The sequence below is a fragment of the Streptomyces sp. NPDC044002 genome (assembly GCF_056434525.1).
Map to the genome: position 1 here is coordinate 1 of NZ_JBWKEZ010000039.1, position 21,819 is coordinate 21,819.

A 21,819-nucleotide genomic window follows, 5' to 3' on the forward strand; every position below is an offset into this window, starting at 1 on the left:
CTCCGCCCCCAGACCCCCTCGCCTCAAACGCCGGCGGGGCTGGAGAGTGCCGGCGGGGCTGGATTTCGCGCAGCGAAATTCCAGCCCGCGCGGCGTTTGAGCGCACCGGGCGCGGAGCGCCCGGCTCTTTCAGCCTCGCCGGCGTTTGAGGCGCGGGGTCAGGGGCGGAGCCCCTGGGAACGGTGGAAGGGCGGGTAGGGGACCCCGCACCGCGCAGCGGCCCACCCGCCCGCACCCGACCCACCGGCCCCCACAACGCAAAACCGGCCCCGCCCCGCGGGCCGACGGACGGAGTCCGGCGCAGCGGTGCGAAGCCGGTAAGGCGCCCAGGCGCCGCACCGCGCGAGCGGCGCGTTCAGAAGGCGTGGCCGCCCGCGGCCGAGCCGCGCGAGCGGCGCGTTCAAAGGGGCGCGGCGCATTAAGAAGGGGCGGGGCGGCGGTGGGACAAGGACAGGGTGCGGTGGGCGGCGGCCACCACGGCCGGGTCCACGAAGCGGCCGTCCGGGAGGGCGAGCGCCCCCGGGGTGGCGCGGGCGGCCGTGACGATCTCCTCGGCGGCGGTGACCTCCTCCGGCGCCGGGAGGAAGGCCCGCTCGATCACCGGGAGCTGCCGCGGGTGGATCGCCGCACGGCCGAGGAAGCCCAGGGCCCGGCCCCGCGCGCAGGAGGCGGCCAGGGCCTCCAGGTCCCGGATGTCCGGGAAGACCGACTGGGCCGGCGGCGCCAGCCCGGCGGCCCGGGCGGCCACGACGACCCTGGAACGCGGCCAGTCCAGCCCGCTCTCCGCGCAGACGCCGAGGTCCGCGCACAGATCCGCCTCGCCCAGCGTCAGCCCCTGCAGGGAAGGGTGGGCGCGGGCGATCTCGTACGCCCTCTCCACCCCCAGCGCGGACTCCAGCAGCGCGTACAGCGCCACCCCTCCGGTGCGGTCCGCGACCCGGGTGATCTGTTCCGGCGCGTCGACCTTGGGCAGCCGCAGACCCGCGAGGCCGTGCAGCTTCGCCAGCGCGGCGAGGTCGGGGCCCGACCAGGGGGAGCCGAGGGCGTTGACGCGGACGTGGACGGGGATCGGCGGGCGCTCGGTCAGCAGCTCGGCGGTGGCCGCGCGGGCGTACTCCTTGCGCGAGGCCGACACCGAGTCCTCCAGGTCGACGATGACGGCGTCGGCCCCGCTGCGCAGGGCCTTCGCCACCACCTCCGGGCGGTCCCCGGGCGCGTAGAGCCAGGTCAGGATCAAAGGGCACCTTCGGTACGGAGAGCGGAGATCTCGGGCCCGGTGAGGCCGAGCTCGGTCAGGACGGATTCGGTGTCCGCGCCGTGCGGGCGGCCGGCCCAGCGGATCCCGCCGGGGGTCCCGGACAGCCGGAAGAGGACGTTCTGCATGCGGAGCGGGCCGAGTTCGGGGTCCTCGACCTCGGTGACCGTGTCGAGCGCGGCGAACTGCGGATCGGCCATCACGTCCCGGACGTCGTAGACCAGGGCGACGGCGGCCTCGGCCTCCTCGAAGGCCGCGACCACCTCGTCGGCCTTGTGCCGGGCGATCCAGCCGCCGACCGCCTCGTCGAGGACGTCCGCGTGTGCGGCCCGCCCCGAACCGGTCGCGAACCAGGGCTCGGCGGTCAGCTCGGCCCGGCCGACGAGCCGCAGCACGCGCTCCGCGATCGACTGGGCCGAGGCGGACACCGCCAGCCAGCGGCCGTCCGCGCTGCGGTAGGTGTTGCGGGGGGCGTTGTTGGCGGAGCGGTTGCCGGTGCGGGGCTGGACGTAGCCGAGCTGGTCGTACCAGAGCGGGTGCGGGCCCAGCACGGTCAGGATCGGCTCGATGATCGCCAGGTCGACGACCTGGCCCCGACCGGTCCGGTCCCGCCCGGCGAGTGCGGTCATCACCGCGTACGCGCAGGTCAGTGCGGCGATGGAGTCCGCGAGGCCGAACGGCGGGAGGGTCGGGGGGCCGTCCGGCTCCCCGGTGATCGCGGCGAAGCCGCTCATCGCCTCGGCGAGGGTGCCGAAGCCGGGCCGGTGGGCGTACGGGCCCTGCTGGCCGAAGGCCGTGACGCGGGCCAGGACGAGCCGCGGGTTGGCGGCCGACAGCTCCGGCCAGCCCAGCCCCCACTTCTCCAGGGTGCCGGGGCGGAAGTTCTCGACGACCACGTCGGCGGTGGCGGCCAGCCGCAGCAGGGTGTCCCGGCCGCCCGGCGTCGACAGGTCGAGGGTCATCGTCCGCTTGTTCCGCCCGAGCAGCTTCCACCACAGCCCGACCCCGTCCTTGGCGGGCCCGTGCCCCCGGGAGGGGTCGGGCCGGTGCGGGTGCTCGACCTTGACCACCTCGGCGCCGAAGTCCCCGAGCAGGGTGGCGGCCAGCGGCCCGGCGAACAGCGTGGCCAGGTCGAGCACCCGCAGCCCGGCCAGCGGGCCGGTGGCGTCGGCGGCGGCGTCAGCGGCGGCGGCCGTCATGACGCCGCCCCTCCGGCCGCCGCCCGGTCCGCCTCGGCGCGGGTCGGCATCGAGTCCTGCGCGCCCGGCCGCTGGACGGACAGCGCCGCCGCCACCGAGGCCCAGGCCAGTGCCCCGGGCATGGGGCGCCCCTCCCCGAGCGCCACCGCGAGCGCCCCGACGAAGGTGTCCCCGGCGGCGGTGGTGTCCACCGCCCGTACCCGGGGGGCCGCCACCGTGAGCGGCTCGCGCCCCCGGGCCGCGTACAGGCAGCCGGCCGCGCCCAGGGTGACCACCACCTCCGGCACCTCCCGCAGCAGCGCCTCCGCGGCCCGGTGCGGGTCGGTGAGCCCGGTGAGGGCGGCGGCCTCGTGCTCGTTCGGGACCAGCAGGTCGGTGGCGGCGAGCAGCCCGGCCGGCAGGGGCTGCGCCGGGGCCGGGGTGAGGACCGTGCGGACGCCGTGCGCACGGGCCGCCTCCGCCCCGGCGAGGACGGCCTCCAGGGGGAGTTCCAGCTGGAGCAGCAGGCAGTCGGCGGCGCCGATCCGCGTCGCGTCGCCCGCCTCCAGGCCGGTGACGCGGGCGTTGGCGCCGGGGATGACGATGATGCTGTTGGCACCCTCGTCGTCGACGGTGATGTGCGCGGTGCCGCTCGCGCCCTCGACGGTGCGCAGCGCGGCGGTCTCCACCCCGGCCGAGGCCAGCCCGGCCCGCAGCCGGACGCCGAACTCGTCCGCCCCGACGGCGCCGATCATCACCACCTCCCCGCCGAGGCGGGCGGCGGCCACCGCCTGGTTGGCGCCCTTGCCGCCGGGGGCCGTGCGGAACTCCCGGCCGGTGACGGTCTCCCCGAGGCGGGGGGCCTTTGGCACGTAGGCGACGAGGTCCATGTTGGTACTGCCGAGCACGGCGATGGCCGTCATGAGCGGGTTGCCTCCTGGGTGGCGAGCCGGGCGGTGAGCTGGGCGAGGGTGTCGAAGCCGGTGCCGTCGAAGCCGGCGACGGTGGTGGCGAGGCGGTTCTTCAGCGGTGCGGTCCAGCGCTCCGGGATCCGGTCGGGGGACCCGGCCAGGAGTCCGGCGACCGAGCCGGCGGTGGCGCCGTTGGAGTCGGTGTCCCAGCCGCCGGACACCGCGAGGCAGACGGAGCGGGTGAAGTCCCCGTCGGCGTGGGTGAGGGCGGCCGCGAGGAGTGCGGTGTTGGGTACGGCGTGCACCCAGTGGTAGTGGCCGTAGCGGGCGTGCAGCCGGTCCACGGCCCGGTCGAAGCAGGCCTCCTCGCGGGCGGCGGCGATCCCGTGGCGGACGGCCTCGGCGAGGCGCGAGCCGGGCGGTACGACGGCCAGCCCGGCCCGCAGCGCGCCGTGCACGTCGGCCCGGCCGCCGGCGGCCTCGGCGATGGCGGCGGCGGCGAACAGGGCCGCGTACACCCCGTTGGCGGTGTGCGTGAGGGTGGCGTCCCGCCAGGCCTGCTCGGCGGCGGCGGCCGGGTCGCCGGGGTTGGTCCAGCCGTGGACGTCGGCGCGGATGAGGGCGCCGATCCACTCGCGGAAGGGGTTGTGGCGGGTGGCGGTGTGCGGGGGCTCCAGGCCCTGGAGGAGGTTGCGGTAGGCGATGCGTTCGGCGGTGAAGGTGCGGCCGGCGGGGAGCTCGTCGAGCCAGAGCCGGGCCAGGTCGGCGGTGGTGAAGCCCTTGCCGTGCCGCTGGAGCAGCAGCAGGCCGAGGAGGGGGTGGTTGAGGTCGTCGTCCTCGGGCGCGCCGTCGATGTTCTCGGCGAGGGAGGTGGGCGCGGAGCGGCGGTTCCACGGGTACGCGGCCAGCAGCCCGGCGGGGACGCCGCGTGCGGTGAACCAGTCGTCCAGCGGCCAGTTCCCGGCGGCGCGGGCGAGGGCGCGGATGCCGTCCAGGGGGAGCTTCTCGACGGGCTTGCCGAGTACGCAGCCGACGGCCCGGCCGACCCAGGCGGCCTCCAGCCTGCGGCGCAGCGCGGGATCCACCGGGGCGGGGGGCGGTTGCGGGCCCCCGGGCGGGAGGGGTGCGGGCCAGGCGGCCCGGATGGCCGGCCAGTCGGTGGGCTCCGCGGCGGCCGTGGGGACGGGGAGCTCCGCGAGGCCGTCCAGCAGGCGGGCGGCGAGCGCGCGCAGGTCCGGCGCGGCGGGGGAGGGGGAGGCCCCGGCCCGGGCGGGGGCGGGGCGGCCGCCCGCCGCGAGCCAGGCGGCGCGGACCGGCCCGGGGTCGCGGCCGTCCTCCGCGGCCTGGCGCAGCTCGTGGCCGAGCAGGTCCTCGGGCTGGACCCAGGTCAGGCGCACGGGGGCCGGGGCGGGCCCGGCGCAGGAGCCCGTCACCGCGGTGCGGCGATGGCGTCGAAGGCGGCCTCGTGGGCGCGCCGGCGGGACCGGTCCCGGTCGAAGACCTCCCGGGCCACGGCGGCCAGTTCGGCGGCCGGGGCGTGCAGGTCGAGCCGGCTGGCCTCGGCGACCTGCTTGGCCCAGGCGGCGGGCACGGCGGCCTCCCCGCCGAGGGCGCCGGCGACGGCCCCGGCCATGGTGGCGATGGAGTCGCAGTCGCGGCCGTAGTTGACGGCTCCGAGCACCGCGGCCTCGTACCGGCCGTCCGCGACCAGCAGCATGCCGAGGGCGATCGGCAGCTCCTCGATGGAGTGCAGCCGCGAGGGACGGCGGGCGCCGAGGGAGGGCGCCCGGTAGTCCGGCCCGACCGAGTCGTACGGGGCCACGGCCGCCCGCAGCGGTGCGAGCGCTGACTCGAAGTCCCGGTGCCGCAGCGCGACTTCGCGTACGGCGGTGATGGCGTCGCGGGTGCCGTCCTTGGCGAGGGCGAGCGCGGTGTCCACCACCGTGGCGGCCGTCGCGCCCGGGACGCAGGCCGCCGCGACCGCCGCGGCGAACACGCCCGCCGCCTCCCGCCCGTACGAGGACTGGTGCGCGCCCGCGACGTCGAGCGCCTCGGCGTAGGCGGCGGCCGGGTTGCCCGCGTTGACCAGGCCGACCGGCGCCATGTACATCGCCGCACCGCAGTTGACGATGTTGCCGGTGCCGGCCTCGCGGGGGTCCGCGTGCGCGTAGTGCAGCCGGGTCACGATCCACTTCTCGGCGAGGAAGACCCGCTGGAGGGGCAGGGCCTCGGCCTCCAGCTCGGGGATCCAGCGGGGGGTGCCCATCAGGTCCGGCACGAGGTGCTCGGCGACGGCGTAGGCGTCCAGGTGGTCGCGCACGGCCGTGTAGACCCGTACCAGGGCGTGCGTCATGAGGGTGTCGTCGGTGACGTGCCCGTCGCCCTTGTGGTACGGCGCGATGGGCCGGGCGGTGCGCCAGTCCTCGTACCAGGGGCCGACGATGCCGTGCACGCGGCCGCCGTGCCGTTCGGCGATCTGCTCCGGGGACCAGCCCTCCACCGGCCCGCCTAGGGCGTCGCCGACGGCGGCGCCGACGAGGGCGCCCGAGAACCGGTCCTCCAGTGTGAGGGTCATGCCCGAATCATCCCTTCATGGTGGTGAGTTCCGTACGCGAGAGCAGCGCGGCGAGTTCGACGAGGTCGGTTCCGGCCAGCCGGGGGAGGGCGCAGCCGGAGAGGGTGCGGCAGGCCTCGCGCCAGGCGGCGGGGAGGGAGTCGCCGCCGCCGAGGGCGCCGGTGAGGGCGCCCGCGAGGGCGGGGGCGGAGTCGGCGACGCGGGAGAGGCAGGCGGCGGCCGGGACGGCCCCGCAGGCCTTGCCGCGGGCGGCGGTGGCGAGGGCGAGGGCGACGGGGACGGTCTCAGCGGCGGCGATGCCGTAGCTGTAGACGTGGTCGACGATCTGGTGTTCCAGGAGGGGGACGAGCGCGAAGGCGCCGCCGGTCTCCGCGCGGGCGAGTTTGACGGCGTGCCGGGCGTTGCGGCCGATCTCGGTGGGGGCGGGCAGCTGCGCGAGCGCGGCGTCGACGGCGGTGTCGGTGTCCGCGCCGGCGAGGGCGGCGGCGACGGCTGCGGCCATGGCGCGGGCGCCGTGGACGCCGTCGCCGTCCTGGGTGTAGCGGGCGTCGAACTCGGCGAGGTCCGCGGCCGCTTCCGGGTCGCCGGGGTGCACGACGGCGAGTACGCAGGCGCGGACGCAGGCGGCGTCGTCGAAGTAGTGCGGGTTGTCGTGGCCGGTGGCGGGCGGGCGCAGGCCGGCGGCGAGGTTGCCGAGGCCGGCGCGTACGGAGATCCGGGCGCGCATCGGGAGGACGGCGGACTCGACCTCGGGGGCCCGTTCCGCGGCGGCGGCGACCTCGCTGGCGAGGGCGTTCCAGGCGAGGTCGATGGCGGCGCGCATGCGGCGGGACCGGGAGAGGTCGCTGAGCAGCACTCCGGCGGCGGTGAGTACGGATTCGGCGGCGAAGGCGGCCCATTCGGCGTCGTCGGAGGGGCCGAGGCGCAGCGGTTCGGGGGGCTGGTTGAGGGCGATGGGGACGGGGAGGGTGGTGGTGGCGTTCTGCTCGGCGAAGGTGTCGAGCTCGCGGGTCAGGCGTCGGGTCCACTCGGGCATCCGGCTGGCCCGGTGCCGGGCGGCGGGCCACCCGGCGGCGTCGCCCGCGGCGAGCCCGAGGAGCAGCCCCTCGATCCGCCGGCCCGCCTCTGCCTCCGGCGGTGGGGCGGGGGTACGCGGTTCCGTGCCGGCGGCGTCCGGCGGTGGGGCGGGGGTACGCGGTTCCGTGCGCGGGGTCCGGCCGGGGGCGGTGGTTCCCGCCACCCCGCCCCGTTCCGCGCCGGCCGGTGCGGCCCCGCCCCCTGCGGGGACGGCCGGCGCGGTGGAGGTGATGGTGCCCCCCGCCGGCCCGGTGGGCGGGAGCGGCACCGCCCCCCGCTCGGGCCCGGGGGAGGGGCCCAGGAACCCGGCTCCCGGGGCGGGGGTGACGGTGCCGGCGGGTGCCGTCGGCCCGGCCCCGGCGGCCCGGGCGACAGCCACCCGTGGCGGGTGCTCCGTGGCGGGAGCGGTGGCGGCGGTCGACGCGTCCGGAGCCCCGGCCGCCTGGGCGGCGGGTGGGACCACGGCCGTGGCCGCGCCGGTTCCGTCGACCGGCGCCGGGCCCCCGGCCCCCGGGGGCCCGCCCGCCGTTCCCCGGGCGGGGGTACCGGTGGTCGAGCCCTGGTCCGCCGGGGCGGGGGGCGTGACCAGGGCCGTGGCGGCTCCGCCGGTCCGCGTTGGCGCGTCGGCCCCCGGGGGCTCGTCCGCCGTTCCCCGGGCGGGGGTGCCGGTGGTCGAGCCCTGGTCCGCCGGGGTGGGGGGCGTGACCAGGGCCGTGGCGGCTCCGGCTCCGCCGGCCGGCGTCGGCCCGCCCGCCGGGGTGGCCGGGACGGGCCGGTCCGCGGGGTCCGGCAGGGCGGAGTCGTGGTCGGCCGGGGCGGGGGAGTCGGTGAGGGTGGTGTGGTGGGTCATCGGGCGGGCTCGGTTTCCGGGGTGAGGAGGTCCGCGATGTCCAGGACGTGGTAGCCGCGCATCGAGGGGAGGCAGCTGCCCCGGACCGGGCCGATGGCCGAGGCCCATGCGGCGGGGACGGCGGCGGCGCCGGACAGGGCGCCTGCCAGGGCGCCCGCCACCGCCGCGGTGGTGTCGGCGTCCCGGCCCATGTTCACCGCGGTGAGGACCGAGGCCGGGAAGTCGCCCGCGCAGGCGGCGAAGGCGCCGAAGGCCAGGCCCACCGCCTCCGGGGCCAGGTCCGTCCACGGGTAGCCGCCGATGACCACCGCCGAGCGCACCGCCCGCTCCCCGCGCGGGGCCGCGGTCACGGCGCGGCGCAGCGAGCGGGCCGTCCAGGAGTCGGAGGGGATGACGGACAGGGCCGCCGAGACCACCGAGGCGGGGGAGCCGCCCGCCATCGCGGCCGCGACGCCGGCGGCGACGGCCTGGCCGCCGTAGATGCCCTCGCCGTCGTGGCTGACGGTGCCGTCGATGGCGACGAGGCGGGCCGCCTCCGCCGGGCGGCCCGCCGCGAACACCCCGAAGGGGGCCGCCCGCATGGCCAGGCCGTCCGACCAGGCGTGCCGGTGCTGGGCCGAGATCGGCGCCGCCAGGCCCCGGCGGAGGTTCTCCAGCGTGCCGCGCTCCGAGAAGCCCGCGCCGCGGAAGGGGCCCTCGTCCAGGTCCGCGATCCAGTGGTGCCAGGCCCGTTCGACGTGCGCGACGGTCAGGGCGGAGCCGTGCCGGGCCAGCAGCAGGCCCGAGAAGATCGCGTACTCCGTGTCGTCCGTGCCCGCCGGGTCGTCCGAGACGAAGCCCTCGATCCGGCCCCACTTCGCCCGGATCTCCGACGGCTTCATGTTCTCCGCGGGGGCGCCCAGCGCGTCGCCCACCGCGAGGCCGAGAAGCGCTCCCCTGGCCCGTTCCAGGAGGACCTGCGGATTGCATGCAATCAGCTCCATGGCGCGCCTCTCCACTTGGTGGGGGACTCATCATGAGCCCTTGGGGGATTTGTGCCACGGCATGAGGTTTGTCGGTCGCCGCGAAACGCCCCCCGCCCGCCCCCGTCACCCGGTCGCCGACCCGCGAAACCCCAGGTAAGTACGGCCTTCCTTGCTGGCGGGGGCCGGAAATCGTGCGTACTTTCGAGGTGTTCAGGGGGAGTGCCCGACGCCGGGGCACAGCTGCGCGTTGCTTTCGCGTACCCGCTCGTACCCACTCGTACAAAAGGGGAGATACGCCGTGTCCATCATCGACATCGAAGCGCCGCTGCACACCGCCCACCGCGACAACCACACCCACCGCGACGTCAACGGCGGATGGCTGCGTCCGGCGGTCTTCGGCGCGATGGACGGCCTCGTCTCCAACCTCGCCCTGATGACCGGTGTGGCCGGCGGTGCGGTGGCCCCCGCGACGATCGTCATCACCGGCCTCGCCGGTCTCGCCGCCGGCGCCTTCTCCATGGCGGCCGGCGAGTACACCTCGGTCGCCTCGCAGCGCGAGCTGGTCCTCGCCGAGCTGGACGTGGAGCGCCAGCAGCTGCGCAAGCACCCGGTCGACGAGATGGAGGAGCTGGCCGAGCTCTACGTCTCGCGCGGCGTCGAGCCCGCCCTCGCCCGCGAGGTCGCGATGCAGCTCTCCCGCGACCCGGACCAGGCGCTGGAGATCCACGCCCGCGAGGAGCTCGGGATCGACCCCGACGACCTGCCCTCGCCGCTGGTCGCCGCCGTGTCGTCCTTCGGCTCCTTCGCGCTGGGCGCGCTGCTCCCCGTGCTGCCCTACCTGCTCGGGGCGACCGCCCTGTGGCCGGCCGTGCTGCTGGCGCTCGTCGGGCTCTTCGCCTGCGGCGCGGTGGTCTCGCGGGTCACGGCCCGGTCGTGGTGGTACAGCGGCATGCGCCAGCTCGTCCTGGGTGGCGCCGCCGCGGGTGTGACGTACATCCTGGGAACCTGGATCGGCGGCGCCATAGGCTAACGGCCGCGGGAGTGAGACACTATGCAGCACGCAACATAAGTAGTCCGTTACCCGGTGGTTTCGGTTCCGTGACCGCTGGGCATCAGACCAGGGCGCCGGGCAACGATGCCCGTCTCGCGCCGGGACCTTCACCCCGTGTTGTGCCCAGCAGGCCTCGTCAGAGGCGTCTGCGACCCCGAGAATCCCTTGAAGGTCCCTTCTTTCTGCCTCGCGCAGTGTCCGCATGCTGGAATGTGATATCCGGTTCTCGGAATTACCGTCATCATGTAACCTGCACGAAATTTCGCAGAGGGCCAACGTCGTCCCTCGGCTAGCACATTGCCACGACGACGACGGGAGAGCCGATGCGTTCCGCATCCACGCACTCCGCGACCGGCCTCAGCAACACCGCCTGGTCGCCCATGGACGGTCGCCCCGCCCAGCAGGGCATGTACGACCCGCGCAACGAGAAGGACGCCTGCGGCGTCGGATTCGTGGCGAACCTCACCGGCGAGGCCACCCACACCCTCGTTGAGCAGGCCCTGACCGTCCTGCGGAACCTCGAGCACCGCGGCGCCACCGGCTCCGAGCCGGACTCCGGCGACGGCGCGGGCATCCTGTCCCAGGTGCCGGACGCCTTCCTGCGCGAGGTCGCGGGCTTCGAGCTCCCCGAGGCCGGCGCGTACGCCGTCGGCATCGCCTTCCTCCCCGCCGACGGCACCGCACAGGCCGTCGCCGTGGAGCAGATCGAGGCCATCGCGGCCGAGGAGAACCTCACGGTCCTCGGCTGGCGCGAGGTCCCGGTCACCCCCGACCTGCTCGGCAACGGCGCGCGCACCACGATGCCCGCCTTCTCGCAGCTCTTCGTCAGCAACGGCAGCACCGGCATCGAGCTGGACCGCAAGGCCTTCGTGCTGCGCAAGCGCGCCGAGCGCGAGGCCGGCGTGTACTTCCCGTCGCTCTCCGCCCGCACCATCGTCTACAAGGGCATGCTGACCACCGGCCAGCTGGAGCCCTTCTTCCCGGACCTCTCCGACCGCCGCTTCGCCTCGGCGCTCGCCCTGGTCCACTCCCGGTTCTCGACGAACACCTTCCCGTCCTGGCCGCTCGCCCACCCGTACCGCTTCGTCGCGCACAACGGCGAGATCAACACGGTCAAGGGCAACCGGAACTGGATGAAGGCCCGCGAGTCCCAGCTGGCGACCGCCGCGTTCGGCGAGGGCGCCCTGGACCGCATCTTCCCGATCTGCACCCCGGACGCCTCCGACTCGGCCTCCTTCGACGAGGTCCTGGAGCTGCTCCACCTCGGCGGCCGCTCCCTGCCGCACAGCGTGCTGATGATGATCCCGGAGGCGTGGGAGAACCACACCTCCATGGACCCGGCCCGCCGCGCGTTCTACCAGTACCACTCCACGATGATGGAGCCCTGGGACGGCCCGGCCTGCGTCACCTTCACCGACGGCACCCAGGTCGGCGCGGTCCTCGACCGCAACGGCCTGCGCCCCGGCCGCTACTGGGTCACCGACGACGGCCTCGTCGTCCTCGGCTCCGAGGTCGGCGTCCTCGACATTGACCCGTCCAAGGTCGTCCGCAAGGGCCGCCTCCAGCCCGGCAAGATGTTCCTCGTCGACACCGCGCAGAAGCGCATCGTCGAGGACGACGAGATCAAGGACGAGCTGGCCGCCGCCGCCCCCTACGCGGAGTGGCTGGAGACCGGCGAGATCGAGCTGACGGACCTGCCCGAGCGCGAGCACATCGTGCACACCCACGCCTCGGTCACCCGCCGCCAGCAGACCTTCGGCTACACCGAGGAAGAGCTGCGCGTCATCATCGCGCCCATGGCCCGCACGGGCGGCGAAGCCCTCGGCTCCATGGGCACGGACTCGCCCATCGCGGCCCTGTCCGAGCGCCCCCGGCTGCTCTTCGACTACTTCACGCAGCTCTTCGCGCAGGTCACCAACCCGCCGCTGGACGCCATCCGCGAGGAGCTCGTCACCTCGCTGCTGTCCTCGATCGGCCCCCAGTCCAACCTGCTGGAGCCGACCGCCGCGTCCTGTCGCAGCGTCACCCTGCCCTTCCCGGTGATCGACAACGACGAGCTCGCCAAGCTCATCCACATCAACGCCGACGGCGACATGGCGGGCATGAAGGCCGCCACCCTGTCGGGCCTCTACCGGGTCTCCGGCGGCGGCGAGGCCCTCGCCGCCCGGATCGAGGAGATCCGCGCCGAGGCCGACGCCGCCATCGCGGCCGGCGCCCGCCTGATCGTCCTGTCGGACCGCCACTCGGACGCCGAGCACGCGCCGATCCCGTCGCTGCTGCTCACCGCCGCCGTGCACCACCACCTCATCGCCACCAAGCAGCGCACCCAGGTGGGCCTGCTGGTCGAGGCCGGCGACGTCCGCGAGGTCCACCACGTCGCCCTGCTCATCGGCTACGGCGCCGCGGCCGTCAACCCGTACCTGGCCATGGAGTCCGTCGAGGACCTGCTGCGCGCCGGCACCTTCCTCTCCGGCCTGGAGCCGGAGCAGGCCATCAAGAACCTGATCTACGCCCTCGGCAAGGGCGTCCTCAAGGTCATGTCGAAGATGGGCATCTCCACCGTCGCCTCCTACCGCGGCGCCCAGGTCTTCGAGGCCGTCGGCCTGAACGAGGAGTTCGTCGGCACGTACTTCTCGGGCACCGCCACCAAGATCGGCGGCGCCGGCCTGGACGTCATCGCCAAGGAGGTGGCCGCCCGCCACGCCAAGGCGTACCCGGCCAGCGGCATCCCGGCGTCGCACCGCGCGCTGGAGATCGGCGGCGAGTACCAGTGGCGCCGCGAGGGCGAGCCGCACCTGTTCGACCCGGAGACGGTCTTCCGCCTCCAGCACGCGACCCGCAACCGCCGGTACGACATCTTCCGCAAGTACACGGACCGCGTGAACGAGCAGTCCGAGCGCCTGATGACGCTCCGCGGCCTGTTCGGCTTCAAGTCCGACCGCCCGTCGATCTCCATCGACGAGGTCGAGCCGGTCTCCGAGATCGTCAAGCGCTTCTCCACCGGCGCCATGTCGTACGGCTCCATCTCCAAGGAGGCGCACGAGACCCTCGCCATCGCCATGAACCAGCTGGGCGCCAAGTCCAACACCGGTGAGGGCGGCGAGGACCCGGAGCGCCTGTACGACCCGGCGCGCCGCTCCTCCATCAAGCAGGTCGCCTCCGGCCGCTTCGGTGTCACGAGCGAGTACCTGGTCAACGCGGACGACATCCAGATCAAGATGGCGCAGGGCGCCAAGCCCGGCGAGGGCGGCCAGCTGCCCGGCCACAAGGTCTACCCGTGGGTCGCCAAGACGCGTCACTCGACCCCCGGCGTCGGCCTGATCTCCCCGCCGCCGCACCACGACATCTACTCCATCGAGGACCTGGCCCAGCTGATCCACGACCTCAAGAACGCCAACCCGGTCGCGCGCATCCACGTGAAGCTCGTGTCCGAGGTCGGCGTCGGTACGGTCGCGGCCGGTGTCTCCAAGGCTCACGCGGACGTCGTCCTGATCTCCGGCCACGACGGCGGAACGGGCGCCTCCCCGCTCACCTCGCTCAAGCACGCGGGCGGCCCCTGGGAGCTCGGCCTCGCCGAGACCCAGCAGACCCTGCTGCTCAACGGGCTGCGCGACCGCATCGTGGTCCAGACGGACGGCCAGCTCAAGACCGGCCGCGACGTGGTCATCGCCGCGCTGCTCGGCGCCGAGGAGTTCGGTTTCGCGACCGCGCCGCTCGTCGTCTCCGGCTGCGTCATGATGCGCGTCTGCCACCTGGACACCTGCCCCGTCGGCATCGCCACGCAGAACCCGGTCCTGCGCGACCGCTTCTCCGGCAAGCCCGAGTTCGTCGTCAACTTCTTCGAGTTCATCGCGGAGGAGGTGCGCGAGCTCCTCGCCGAGCTGGGCTTCCGCACGATCGAGGAGGCCGTCGGCCACGCCGAGCTCCTCGACACCAGCAAGGCCGTCACGCACTGGAAGGCCCAGGGCCTCGACCTGGAGCCCCTCTTCTACGTGCCCGAGCTGCCCGAGGGCGCGGTCCGCCACGCCCTGATCGAGCAGGACCACGGTCTGGAGAAGGCCCTCGACAACGAGCTCATCGAGCTCGCCGCCGACGCGCTGAACGCCGAGACCGCCGAGACGGCCCAGCCGGTCCGCGCCCAGGTCGCGATCCGCAACATCAACCGGACCGTCGGCACCATGCTCGGCCACCACGTCACCAAGAAGTTCGGCGGCGCGGGCCTGCCCGACAACACGATCGACCTGACCTTCACCGGTTCGGCCGGCCAGTCCTTCGGCGCCTTCCTGCCGAGCGGCGTCACCCTGCGCCTGGAGGGCGACGCCAACGACTACGTCGGCAAGGGCCTCTCCGGCGGCCGCGTCGTGGTCCGCCCGGACCGCGCGGCCGACCACCTGGCCGAGTACTCCACCATCGCCGGCAACACCATCGGCTACGGAGCCACCGGCGGCGAGATGTTCCTGCGCGGCCGCACCGGCGAGCGCTTCTGCGTCCGCAACTCCGGCGCCCTGGTCGTCTCGGAGGGCGTGGGCGACCACGGCTGCGAGTACATGACCGGCGGTACGGCGGTCGTCCTCGGCGAGACGGGCCGCAACTTCGCGGCCGGCATGTCGGGCGGCGTCGCGTACGTCATCGACCTCGACCCCCGCCAGGTCAACGTCGGCAACGCGGAGGCCGTGGAGGCCCCCTCCGACGCCGACAAGCAGTGGCTGCACGATGTGGTGCGCCGCCACGAGGAGGAGACCGGCTCGACCGTGGCCGCGAAGCTCCTGGCTGACTGGGACGCCGCCGCGGCCCGCTTCAGCAAGATCATCCCGACCACGTACAAGGCAGTGCTCGCCGCCAAGGACGCCGCTGAGCTGGCCGGACTCTCCGAGTCCGAGACCACCGAGAAGATGATGGAGGCGGCGACCAATGGCTGACCCGAAGGGCTTCCTCACCACCCCGCGCGAGACCGCCTGCACCCGTCCCGTCGCCGAGCGCGTCAAGGACTGGAACGAGGTCTACGTCCCGGGCTCGCTGCTCCCGATCATCAGCAAGCAGGCCGGCCGCTGCATGGACTGCGGCATCCCGTTCTGCCACAACGGCTGCCCGCTCGGGAACCTGATCCCCGAGTGGAACGACTTCGCGTACCGCGAGGACTGGTCGGCGGCCGCGGAGCGCCTGCACGCCACGAACAACTTCCCGGAGTTCACGGGCCGCCTGTGCCCCGCTCCCTGTGAGTCGGCGTGCGTGCTCGGCATCAACCAGCCGGCCGTCACGATCAAGAACGTCGAAGTCTCGATCATCGACCAGGCCTGGGACAACGGCGACGTCACCCCGCAGGCGCCCGAGCGCCTGTCCGGCAAGACCGTGGCCGTCATCGGCTCCGGCCCGGCCGGCCTGGCCGCCGCCCAGCAGCTGACTCGGGCCGGCCACACCGTGGTCGTGTACGAGCGCGCCGACCGCATCGGCGGCCTGCTGCGCTACGGCATCCCCGAGTTCAAGATGGAGAAGGTGCACATCAACCGCCGCATCGAGCAGATGCGCGCGGAAGGCACCAAGTTCCGCACGGGCATCGAGGTCGGCCGCGACATCACCGCCACGGACCTGCGCAAGCGCTTCGACGCGGTCGTCGTCGCCGCCGGCGCCACGGTCTCCCGCGACCTCCCGGTCCCGGGCCGCGACCTCAAGGGCATCCACTTCGCGATGGAGTACCTCCCGCTCGCGAACAAGGTCCAGGAGGGCGACTTCCTGGCCCCGCCGATCACCGCCGAGGGCAAGCACGTCGTCGTCATCGGCGGCGGCGACACCGGCGCGGACTGCGTGGGCACCGCCCACCGCCAGGGCGCCCTCTCGGTCACCCAGCTGGAGATCATGCCGCGTCCGTCGGAGGACCGCCCGGAGTCCATGCCGTGGCCGACCTTCCCGATGCTGTACAAGGTCACCTCGGCCCACGAGGAGGGCGGCGAGCGGATCTACTCCGTCTCCACCACCCACTTCGAGGGCGACGAGGACGGCAACGTCCAGTCCCTGCACCTGACCGAGGTCGAGTTCATCGACGGCAAGCTGGTCCAGAAGCCCGGCACCGAGCGGGTCCTCCCGGCCCAGCTGGTCACCCTGGCGATGGGCTTCACCGGCACCGACCAGGCCAACGGTCTGGTCGAGCAGTTCGGCGTGAACCTGGACGAGCGGGGCAACATCGCCCGCGACGCCTCCTACGCCACCAACGCCGACGGCGTCTTCGTCGCAGGCGACGCCGGCCGCGGCCAGTCGCTGATCGTGTGGGCCATCGCGGAAGGCCGCTCGGCCGCCCGCGGCGTGGACCGCTACCTGACCGGCACCAGCACCCTCCCGTACCCGGTCAAGCCGACGGACCGCTCCCTGATGGTCTGAACCTCCTGACGCCGGGCTCGCACCGCTCGGCCGCAGGCGGCCTCCCGGGCTTCGCCCGGCTGCGCCGGCCTCCGGCCGTCGGTGCGCGGCCCGCGTACTGGCAGCGCCCCGCCCTAACGGGGACTGTCGGCCAGCGCCCCCGCCGCGCGAACGACCCGCGCCCGCCATGGCTCCTTCTGGATGCCGTGCTCGCACCGCTCGGCCGCAGGCGGCCTCCCGGGCTTCGCCCGGCTGCGCCGGCCTCCGGCCGTCGGTGCGCGGCCCGCGTACCGGCAGCGCCCCGCCCTAACGGGGACTGTCGGCCAGCGCCCCCGCCGCGCGAACGGCGGGACCCCTCATGCGGTCCGTACAACGGCGTACGGAACTCCGACCCGCGCCCGCCATGTCCCCGACCAGGGATGGCGGGCGCGGTGGCGTTCGGGGCCCCGTTCAGGAGGGCTGCCGGCCTTCGAGGCCGATCTCGTACCGCAGCTGCTGGCGGGCGGCGGGCATGGCCATCACGTCCGCCTGGATCGGGCGGCCCGCCGAGTCGTAGGTGGTGCGGGCCAGTTGGAGCACCGGCTCGTCCCGCCCGAGGCGCAACTGCCGGCGCTCCTCGGGGCTCGGCATACGGGCCGTCACGTCCTCGACGACCCGGACGCCGACGTGCCCCAGGGAGGCCAGCAGCGTCACGGCACCGCCGCGGATCTTCGCAGTGCCGGCCAGAGCGGTGCCCGCGGCGATGTCCGCCGGGTAGTAGGTGTCCGTCAGTTCGACCGGATCGCCGTCGAGCTCGATGACCCGGCGCCGCACGACGGCGGTGCTCCCCTCGGCCAGGCCGAGCATGCGGGCGACCTCGGGCGGCACTGCGGCCTGTCCGGCGTGGACGATGCGCTGGCCGCCGTGCCGGCCGGCCAGTCGGGCCTGTTCGGTCCACGCGTCGGAGGTACCCGTGTCGCGCGGGGTCAGGTACGGCAACGACGCGCTGGTCCACCGCTCACCGGTCACGCCGCCTCCATCCGTCCGCCCATCTCGCCCGCCCGCCGGCGCCACGGTACCCGCGCGGCGGCCCGGCTACTCCGGCTGGACCACCGTCGCGCCCCAGCGTATCGACGGGGACGAGGCCGTCACCGTGGCGCCGAAGCCGCCGTGCAGGCCCGGGCCCAGGGGGACGGTGGTGCGGGTCGGGGAGTCCGGGGCGCAGGTCAGGGTGAAGGGGGCCGGGTTGCGGTCCGGGTGTTCGTCGAGGACGAAGGTCACCTCGATGCTGCCGTCGCCCTCGCAGGCGAAGGTGGTGTACGTGTCCAGGTGGGCGTTGAGGCCGCCCGAGACGAAGCCGCTGGAGCCGGTGATCTCCGGGACCCAGATCACGCCGTCCGGGCCCGGGTAGCCGATCAGTTCGTCCGATGCGGCGGCCTGGGCCGTTCCGGTGAACAGGGTCAGTGCCGCGGTGAGTGCCGCGAGTGCGAGTGCCTTGCGTGCCATGTCTTCCCCCTCGGGTACCGGGTGTCGGTTTTTCCACCGTAGGGGGCGCCACTGACAACGCTTCAGCCCTCGCGCGGGGGTTCGTCGTCGTTGCCGCGGCGGAGGGTGTGGAGGCCTCGGGGCGGGGTCCAGGTGCGGATGACCAGTTCGTCGCCGTCCACTGTGGTCTGGACGACCTCGGTCAGGTCGGCGTGGAAGAGGTGGAAGGGGTGCGGGGTGTCGGTCTCCTCCGCGTACCGGTGCAGTTCGGGCGGGTCCACCATCTCCAGCGCGCGCCCGGAGATCCGTACGTCCCCGTCGGGCATCGCCATGCCCTCGCCCGGGTTGGTGTGCAGGGCGAAGCGGGGGTCGCGCTGGAGGTCGCGGGCCTTCATCGAGCCCGCCATCATGCCGAGCCACAGTTCCCCGCCGCGGAAGTCGACGTTGAGTCCGGCGACCCGGGGCGAGCCGTCCTTGCGCAGGGTGGCGAGGACGTGGTGCGGGTACCGCGCGAAGCGGGCCCGTACGGCCGCCGCGAACTCCGGTTCCGCCTTCTCGAACGCTGCCCAGTTGTTCGTCGTCATGGCGTTATGAAAGCACCGACGGCGGGCCGTCAGGCGCGCACTACGCCCGCCGCGCGTGCCGCCGTCAGCCAGGCGGGGAACTCCGCGACGAGCCGGTCGTACAGCTCGGAGTCCGGGACCGCGCGCGGTTCGGCGCCGGCGTGGAAGTAGCCCGCGTTGTCCACGACCCGCTTGCCGGGCACGGGCAGTTCGTCGAGGCGGCGCAGGAAGTCGAACTGGCTGCTGCGGGTGTTGCCGAAGCCGACGAACTGCCAGAAGAGGGGGAGGCGGGCCGCCTTGCAGAGGTAGCGCTCGGCGGCGAGCTTGTTGACCGGGCCGCCGTCCGTCTGGAAGACGACCAGGGCCGGATCGGCGGAGCCCGAGTCGAGGTAGTGGTCGATGACCGCGTCCATCGCCAGGTGGTAGGAGGTCTTGCCCATGTGGCCGAGACGGGCCGCTATCGCCGTCACCTGGCCCTCGTGGTTCGCCAGGGTCACCTCCTCGACCGCGTCGACGTCCGTGGAGAAGAACACCACCGGGATCCGGCCGTCGGTGTCGAGGTGCGCCGAGAGGCCGAGGATGCGGTCGGCGAAGGCCTGCACGCTGCCGTCGTCGTAGTACGGCCGCATGGACCCGGAGTAGTCCAGGACCAGGTAGACGCAGGCGCGGCCGCCCTCCAGGCCGTGCTTGCGGAGGGAGACCCCGGCGCTCTTGTAGAGGTTCACGAGCGCCGGGGCCGTCTCTTCGACCTTGCGGAGGTTGATCGCGCTGCCCGTCATGCAGCCGAGGGTATGTCAGGACGAGGGTGCCCAGCCCAGGTGCGCGGACAGGCGGCGGCGGTGGGCGGTGGGGCCGCCGAGGAGCTGTGCCGAGCCGTGGGCCCGTTTGAAGAAGGTGTGCGCCTCGTGCTCCCAGGTGACGCCGATGCCGCCGTGGAGCTGGATCATCTCGCCCGCGACGTACGCGTACGCCTCCGAGCAGGCGGCCGCGGCGGCCGCCGCCAGGTCCGGCGGGGCGTCGGCCGCGGCCGCCGCGAGGGCGAGGCCCCGGGCGGCCTCGACGGCGGTGTACAGGTCGGCGAGCCGGTGTTTGACGGCCTGGAAGGAGCCGATGGGCCGCCCGAACTGGGTGCGTTCCTTCGCGTACCGGACCGTCGCCTCCAGGGCGCGCCCCGCCGCGCCCGCCTGTTCGGCGGCCAGGGCGGTGCAGGCCAGGTCCTGGACCCGGGCGAGGACCCCGGCCCCGTCGGCGGACAGCAGCCGGGCCGGGGTGCGGTCCAGGGTCAGCTCCGCGAGGGGGCGGGAGGGGTCCATGGTGGCCCGTACGGTGAAGGCCGCGGGCGGGGCGGTGAGTTCGTAGAGGCCGAGGCCGCCGTCCCCGGTCCGGGCGAAGGCCAGCAGCAGGGCGGGTTCCGCCGGGCCGGCCAGGACGTACCGCTTGGCGCCCGTGAGCAGCCGGCCGGTGCCGGTGCCGGTGTCCGTGGCGGCCTCGGCCCGGGTCTCCAGGTCGCCCGGCTCCCAGCTGCCGCGCCCGCCCGGCCCGGCTTCCGCCCAGGCCAGCGCGCCGACCACGCTCCCGTCGGCCAGCCCCGGCAGGTGCTCCGCGCAGGCCTCCCGGTGCCCCGACGCGAGCAGGGCGTGCACGGTCAGCACCGCCGACCCCAGGTACGGTACGGGGCTCAGCGCGCGGCCCAGCTCCGCCATGACCACCCCGGTCTCGGCGGGCCCGCAGCCCAGCCCGCCGTACTCCTCGGGCACCGCCAGCGCGGCCGCGCCGACCTGCGCCGTCAGCGGGGCCCAGGCCTCGTGCCCGGGGTGCCGGGCGAGGACCGCCCGTACGGCGTCGCGGAGTTCCTCCTGCTCGGGGGTGGGGGCCAGGGCGGCCGGCGGGGCGGTTTCCGGGACGGTCATGCCGGCTCCCCTCGGGCCGCGCGGCGCAGCTCGGTCTTCAGGAGCTTGCCGCCCGCGTTGCGCGGGAGCTCGTCCAGCACCGTGAACCGCCGGGGCACCTTGAAGTTGGCCAGCCGCTCCCGGGCCCAGGCGGTGAGTTCCTCCGTGGTGACGGGGGCGGTGGTGACGAGGTAGGCGGCGCCGACCTCGCCGAGCCGTTCGTCGGGGACGCCGACCACGGCCGCGTCGACGACGGCGGGGTGGGTGAGCAGGACGTTCTCCACTTCGGCCGGGTAGGCGTTGAAGCCGCCGACCACGTACATGTCCTTCAGCCGGTCGGTGACGCGGAGGTAGCCCCGCTCGTCCAGCACCCCGATGTCGCCGGTGCGCAGCCAGCCGCCGGGCAGGACGGCCTCGGCGGTGGCCGCCGGGTCGTCCAGGTAGCCGGGGGTGACGTGGTAGCCGCGGACCTGGATCTCGCCGGGCTCCCCGGCGGGCAGGACCTGCCCGAGCGGGCCGGTGACGCGGACCTCGGTGCCGGGGAGGGGCGGGCCGACGGTGCGGGCGACGGTGTCGGCGTCGGCGTCGGTGGGGCAGACGGAGACGACCCCGCCGGACTCGGTCAGTCCGTACGCGGTGAACACGTCGGGGGCGCCCAGTGCTGTGCGGATCTCCTCGACGAGGGAGGCGGGGACGCGGGCCGCGCCGGTGCCGGCCAGCCGCAGCGCGCAGAGGTCGTGGGCGGCGCGTCGGGGGTGGTGGATCAGGCCGTGGAAGACGGTCGGCGGGCCCATCAGGCAGGTGACGCGTTCGGCGGCCATGCGGGCGAGGATGCGGTCGGTGTCGTAGCGGGCCTCGGGGAGCATGGTGACCCCGCGCAGCAGGCAGGCGAGTACCCCGGCCTTGTAGCCGAAGGTGTGGAAGAAGGGGTTGACCAGCAGGTACCGGTCGCCGGGGCGCAGGGTGACGAGTTCCGACCAGGAGGTGTAGAGCCGCAGGGTCTGCCCGTGGGTGGCGGTGACGCCCTTGGAGCGGCCGGTGGTGCCGGAGGTGTAGAGGACGTCGCAGACGTCCTCGGGGCGCACCCGGGCGGCGCGGGCGGCCCGTTCGGTCTCGGGGACGGCACGGCCGGCGGCGAGGTACGCCTCCCAGGTCTCGGGGCCGTGGCCGCCGCGCAGGACGACGGTGGAGGCGAGGGCCCCGAGGTCCTCGCCGGAGGCGTGCAGGTCGCGGGCGTAGTCGGTGCCGAGGAAGCCGCGTTCGGTGAACAGGACGCGGGCGCCGCTGCGGCGGATGACGTCGGCGGCCTCGGCGGGCTTGTAGCGGGTGTTGACCGGGACGAGGACGGCGCCGACGCCGACCGCGCCGAGGGCGGCGGCGATCCACCGGCGGCTGTTGGGGGCCCAGACGGCGATCCGGTCGCCGGGGCGGATGCCGTGGGCGATGGCGGCGCGTCCGGCGGCGGCGATCTCCTCGGCGAGCCGGGCGAAGGTCCAGCGGACCTCACCGTCGGCGAGGGCCTCCAGGTCCCCGTACGCGGCGGCCGCGTACCCGGGGAGCCGGGCGAGGGTGGTGGGCGGTGGTGGTGGCAACGGACCCTCCCTGCTTGTCGTGACGTGAGTACTTGACGAGCGAGCGTGGGCGGTATCCAATCACAGCTGTTTCGGTTAGGCATATACCTAGTAGGAAT

At 74.6% G+C, this 21,819-nt stretch carries 16 protein-coding genes; 3 read left to right on the forward strand and 13 right to left on the reverse strand.

Annotated features, from left to right (window positions below; genetic code table 11):
* Positions 1–418: 418 nt before the first annotated feature.
* From AC07A6_RS25950 to AC07A6_RS25980, 7 genes are read right to left on the reverse strand one after another with little or no spacing between them, the layout of a single operon-like run.
* Positions 419–1,237, reverse strand: coding sequence for an HpcH/HpaI aldolase/citrate lyase family protein (locus AC07A6_RS25950; protein ID WP_362474370.1), 819 nt, complete (start codon positions 1,235–1,237; stop codon positions 419–421).
* A complete protein-coding gene (locus AC07A6_RS25955; protein ID WP_478778741.1) occupies positions 1,234–2,454 on the reverse strand; it encodes a CaiB/BaiF CoA transferase family protein in 1,221 nt (406 codons plus the stop codon). The genes AC07A6_RS25950 and AC07A6_RS25955 overlap by 4 nt, the downstream gene beginning before the upstream one ends.
* Positions 2,451–3,356 carry a ribokinase gene (gene rbsK / locus AC07A6_RS25960; RefSeq protein WP_362474376.1) on the reverse strand — a complete coding sequence of 302 codons (906 nt, stop codon included), beginning with the start codon at positions 3,354–3,356 and terminating at the stop codon, positions 2,451–2,453. Before rbsK ends, AC07A6_RS25955 begins: the two co-directional genes overlap by 4 nt.
* A complete protein-coding gene (locus AC07A6_RS25965; protein ID WP_478778742.1) occupies positions 3,353–4,741 on the reverse strand; it encodes an ADP-ribosylglycohydrolase family protein in 1,389 nt (462 codons plus the stop codon). The genes rbsK and AC07A6_RS25965 overlap by 4 nt, the downstream gene beginning before the upstream one ends.
* A gap of 32 nt (positions 4,742–4,773) precedes the next feature.
* Positions 4,774–5,919 carry an ADP-ribosylglycohydrolase family protein gene (locus tag AC07A6_RS25970; protein ID WP_478778743.1) on the reverse strand — a complete coding sequence of 382 codons (1,146 nt, stop codon included), beginning with the start codon at positions 5,917–5,919 and terminating at the stop codon, positions 4,774–4,776.
* A gap of 7 nt (positions 5,920–5,926) precedes the next feature.
* The gene (locus AC07A6_RS25975; protein WP_478778744.1) at positions 5,927–7,846 is read right to left on the reverse strand and encodes an ADP-ribosylglycohydrolase family protein; all 1,920 of its coding nucleotides are present in this window, start codon (positions 7,844–7,846) and stop codon (positions 5,927–5,929) included.
* Positions 7,843–8,829 carry an ADP-ribosylglycohydrolase family protein gene (locus AC07A6_RS25980; RefSeq protein ID WP_362469217.1) on the reverse strand — a complete coding sequence of 329 codons (987 nt, stop codon included), beginning with the start codon at positions 8,827–8,829 and terminating at the stop codon, positions 7,843–7,845. Before AC07A6_RS25980 ends, AC07A6_RS25975 begins: the two co-directional genes overlap by 4 nt.
* 280 nt (positions 8,830–9,109) lie before the next feature.
* Here AC07A6_RS25980 and AC07A6_RS25985 point away from each other — a divergent pair, with 280 nt between their 5' ends.
* The 3 genes from AC07A6_RS25985 (at position 9,110) to AC07A6_RS25995 (ending at position 16,234) form a co-directional block, all read left to right on the forward strand.
* Positions 9,110–9,841, forward strand: coding sequence for a VIT1/CCC1 transporter family protein (locus AC07A6_RS25985; protein ID WP_007263553.1), 732 nt, complete (start codon positions 9,110–9,112; stop codon positions 9,839–9,841).
* Positions 9,842–10,242: 401 nt separating this feature from the next.
* Positions 10,243–14,781: a glutamate synthase large subunit gene (gene gltB, locus AC07A6_RS25990; RefSeq protein WP_478778790.1), complete on the forward strand. Its 4,539-nt coding sequence runs from the start codon at positions 10,243–10,245 to the stop codon at positions 14,779–14,781.
* Entirely contained in the window at positions 14,774–16,234 is a 1,461-nt protein-coding gene (locus tag AC07A6_RS25995; protein WP_362469208.1) for a glutamate synthase subunit beta, read from the forward strand. The genes gltB and AC07A6_RS25995 overlap by 8 nt, the downstream gene beginning before the upstream one ends.
* Before the next feature lie 429 nt (positions 16,235–16,663).
* On the opposite strand, the gene AC07A6_RS26000 is transcribed toward AC07A6_RS25995, so the two are convergent.
* From AC07A6_RS26000 to AC07A6_RS26025, 6 genes are all read right to left on the reverse strand, one after another.
* On the reverse strand, positions 16,664–17,221 hold the full coding sequence (locus AC07A6_RS26000; protein ID WP_478778745.1) for a GntR family transcriptional regulator: 558 nt from the start codon (positions 17,219–17,221) through the stop codon (positions 16,664–16,666).
* Positions 17,222–17,287: 66 nt separating this feature from the next.
* Positions 17,288–17,698: a hypothetical protein gene (locus AC07A6_RS26005; protein ID WP_478778746.1), complete on the reverse strand. Its 411-nt coding sequence runs from the start codon at positions 17,696–17,698 to the stop codon at positions 17,288–17,290.
* 62 nt (positions 17,699–17,760) lie between these two features.
* Positions 17,761–18,261, reverse strand: coding sequence for a pyridoxamine 5'-phosphate oxidase family protein (locus AC07A6_RS26010; protein ID WP_478778747.1), 501 nt, complete (start codon positions 18,259–18,261; stop codon positions 17,761–17,763).
* A 29-nt stretch (positions 18,262–18,290) separates the two neighbouring features.
* Positions 18,291–19,019, reverse strand: a complete 729-nt coding sequence (locus AC07A6_RS26015; protein ID WP_362469188.1) for a VWA domain-containing protein — start codon at positions 19,017–19,019, stop codon at positions 18,291–18,293.
* A 15-nt stretch (positions 19,020–19,034) separates the two neighbouring features.
* Positions 19,035–20,150: an acyl-CoA dehydrogenase family protein gene (locus tag AC07A6_RS26020; protein ID WP_478778748.1), complete on the reverse strand. Its 1,116-nt coding sequence runs from the start codon at positions 20,148–20,150 to the stop codon at positions 19,035–19,037.
* A complete protein-coding gene (locus tag AC07A6_RS26025; protein WP_478778749.1) occupies positions 20,147–21,721 on the reverse strand; it encodes a FadD3 family acyl-CoA ligase in 1,575 nt (524 codons plus the stop codon). The genes AC07A6_RS26020 and AC07A6_RS26025 overlap by 4 nt, the downstream gene beginning before the upstream one ends.
* Positions 21,722–21,819 lie beyond the last annotated feature (98 nt).

Excerpts from the sequence above, each read along its gene's own strand:
- AC07A6_RS25955 (WP_478778741.1), bottom strand. The coding sequence starts at position 2,454 with ATGACGGCCGCCGCCGCTGACGCCGCCGCCGACGCCACCGGCCCGCTG.
- rbsK (WP_362474376.1), bottom strand. The coding sequence starts at position 3,356 with ATGACGGCCATCGCCGTGCTCGGCAGTACCAACATGGACCTCGTCGCC.
- AC07A6_RS25970 (WP_478778743.1), bottom strand. The coding sequence starts at position 5,919 with ATGACCCTCACACTGGAGGACCGGTTCTCGGGCGCCCTCGTCGGCGCC.
- AC07A6_RS25975 (WP_478778744.1), bottom strand. The coding sequence starts at position 7,846 with ATGACCCACCACACCACCCTCACCGACTCCCCCGCCCCGGCCGACCAC.
- AC07A6_RS25980 (WP_362469217.1), bottom strand. The coding sequence starts at position 8,829 with ATGGAGCTGATTGCATGCAATCCGCAGGTCCTCCTGGAACGGGCCAGG.
- gltB (WP_478778790.1), top strand. The coding sequence starts at position 10,243 with ATGGACGGTCGCCCCGCCCAGCAGGGCATGTACGACCCGCGCAACGAG.
- AC07A6_RS25995 (WP_362469208.1), top strand. The coding sequence starts at position 14,774 with ATGGCTGACCCGAAGGGCTTCCTCACCACCCCGCGCGAGACCGCCTGC.
- AC07A6_RS26005 (WP_478778746.1), bottom strand. The coding sequence starts at position 17,698 with ATGGCACGCAAGGCACTCGCACTCGCGGCACTCACCGCGGCACTGACC.
- AC07A6_RS26010 (WP_478778747.1), bottom strand. The coding sequence starts at position 18,261 with ATGACGACGAACAACTGGGCAGCGTTCGAGAAGGCGGAACCGGAGTTC.
- AC07A6_RS26015 (WP_362469188.1), bottom strand. The coding sequence starts at position 19,019 with ATGACGGGCAGCGCGATCAACCTCCGCAAGGTCGAAGAGACGGCCCCG.
- AC07A6_RS26020 (WP_478778748.1), bottom strand. The coding sequence starts at position 20,150 with ATGACCGTCCCGGAAACCGCCCCGCCGGCCGCCCTGGCCCCCACCCCC.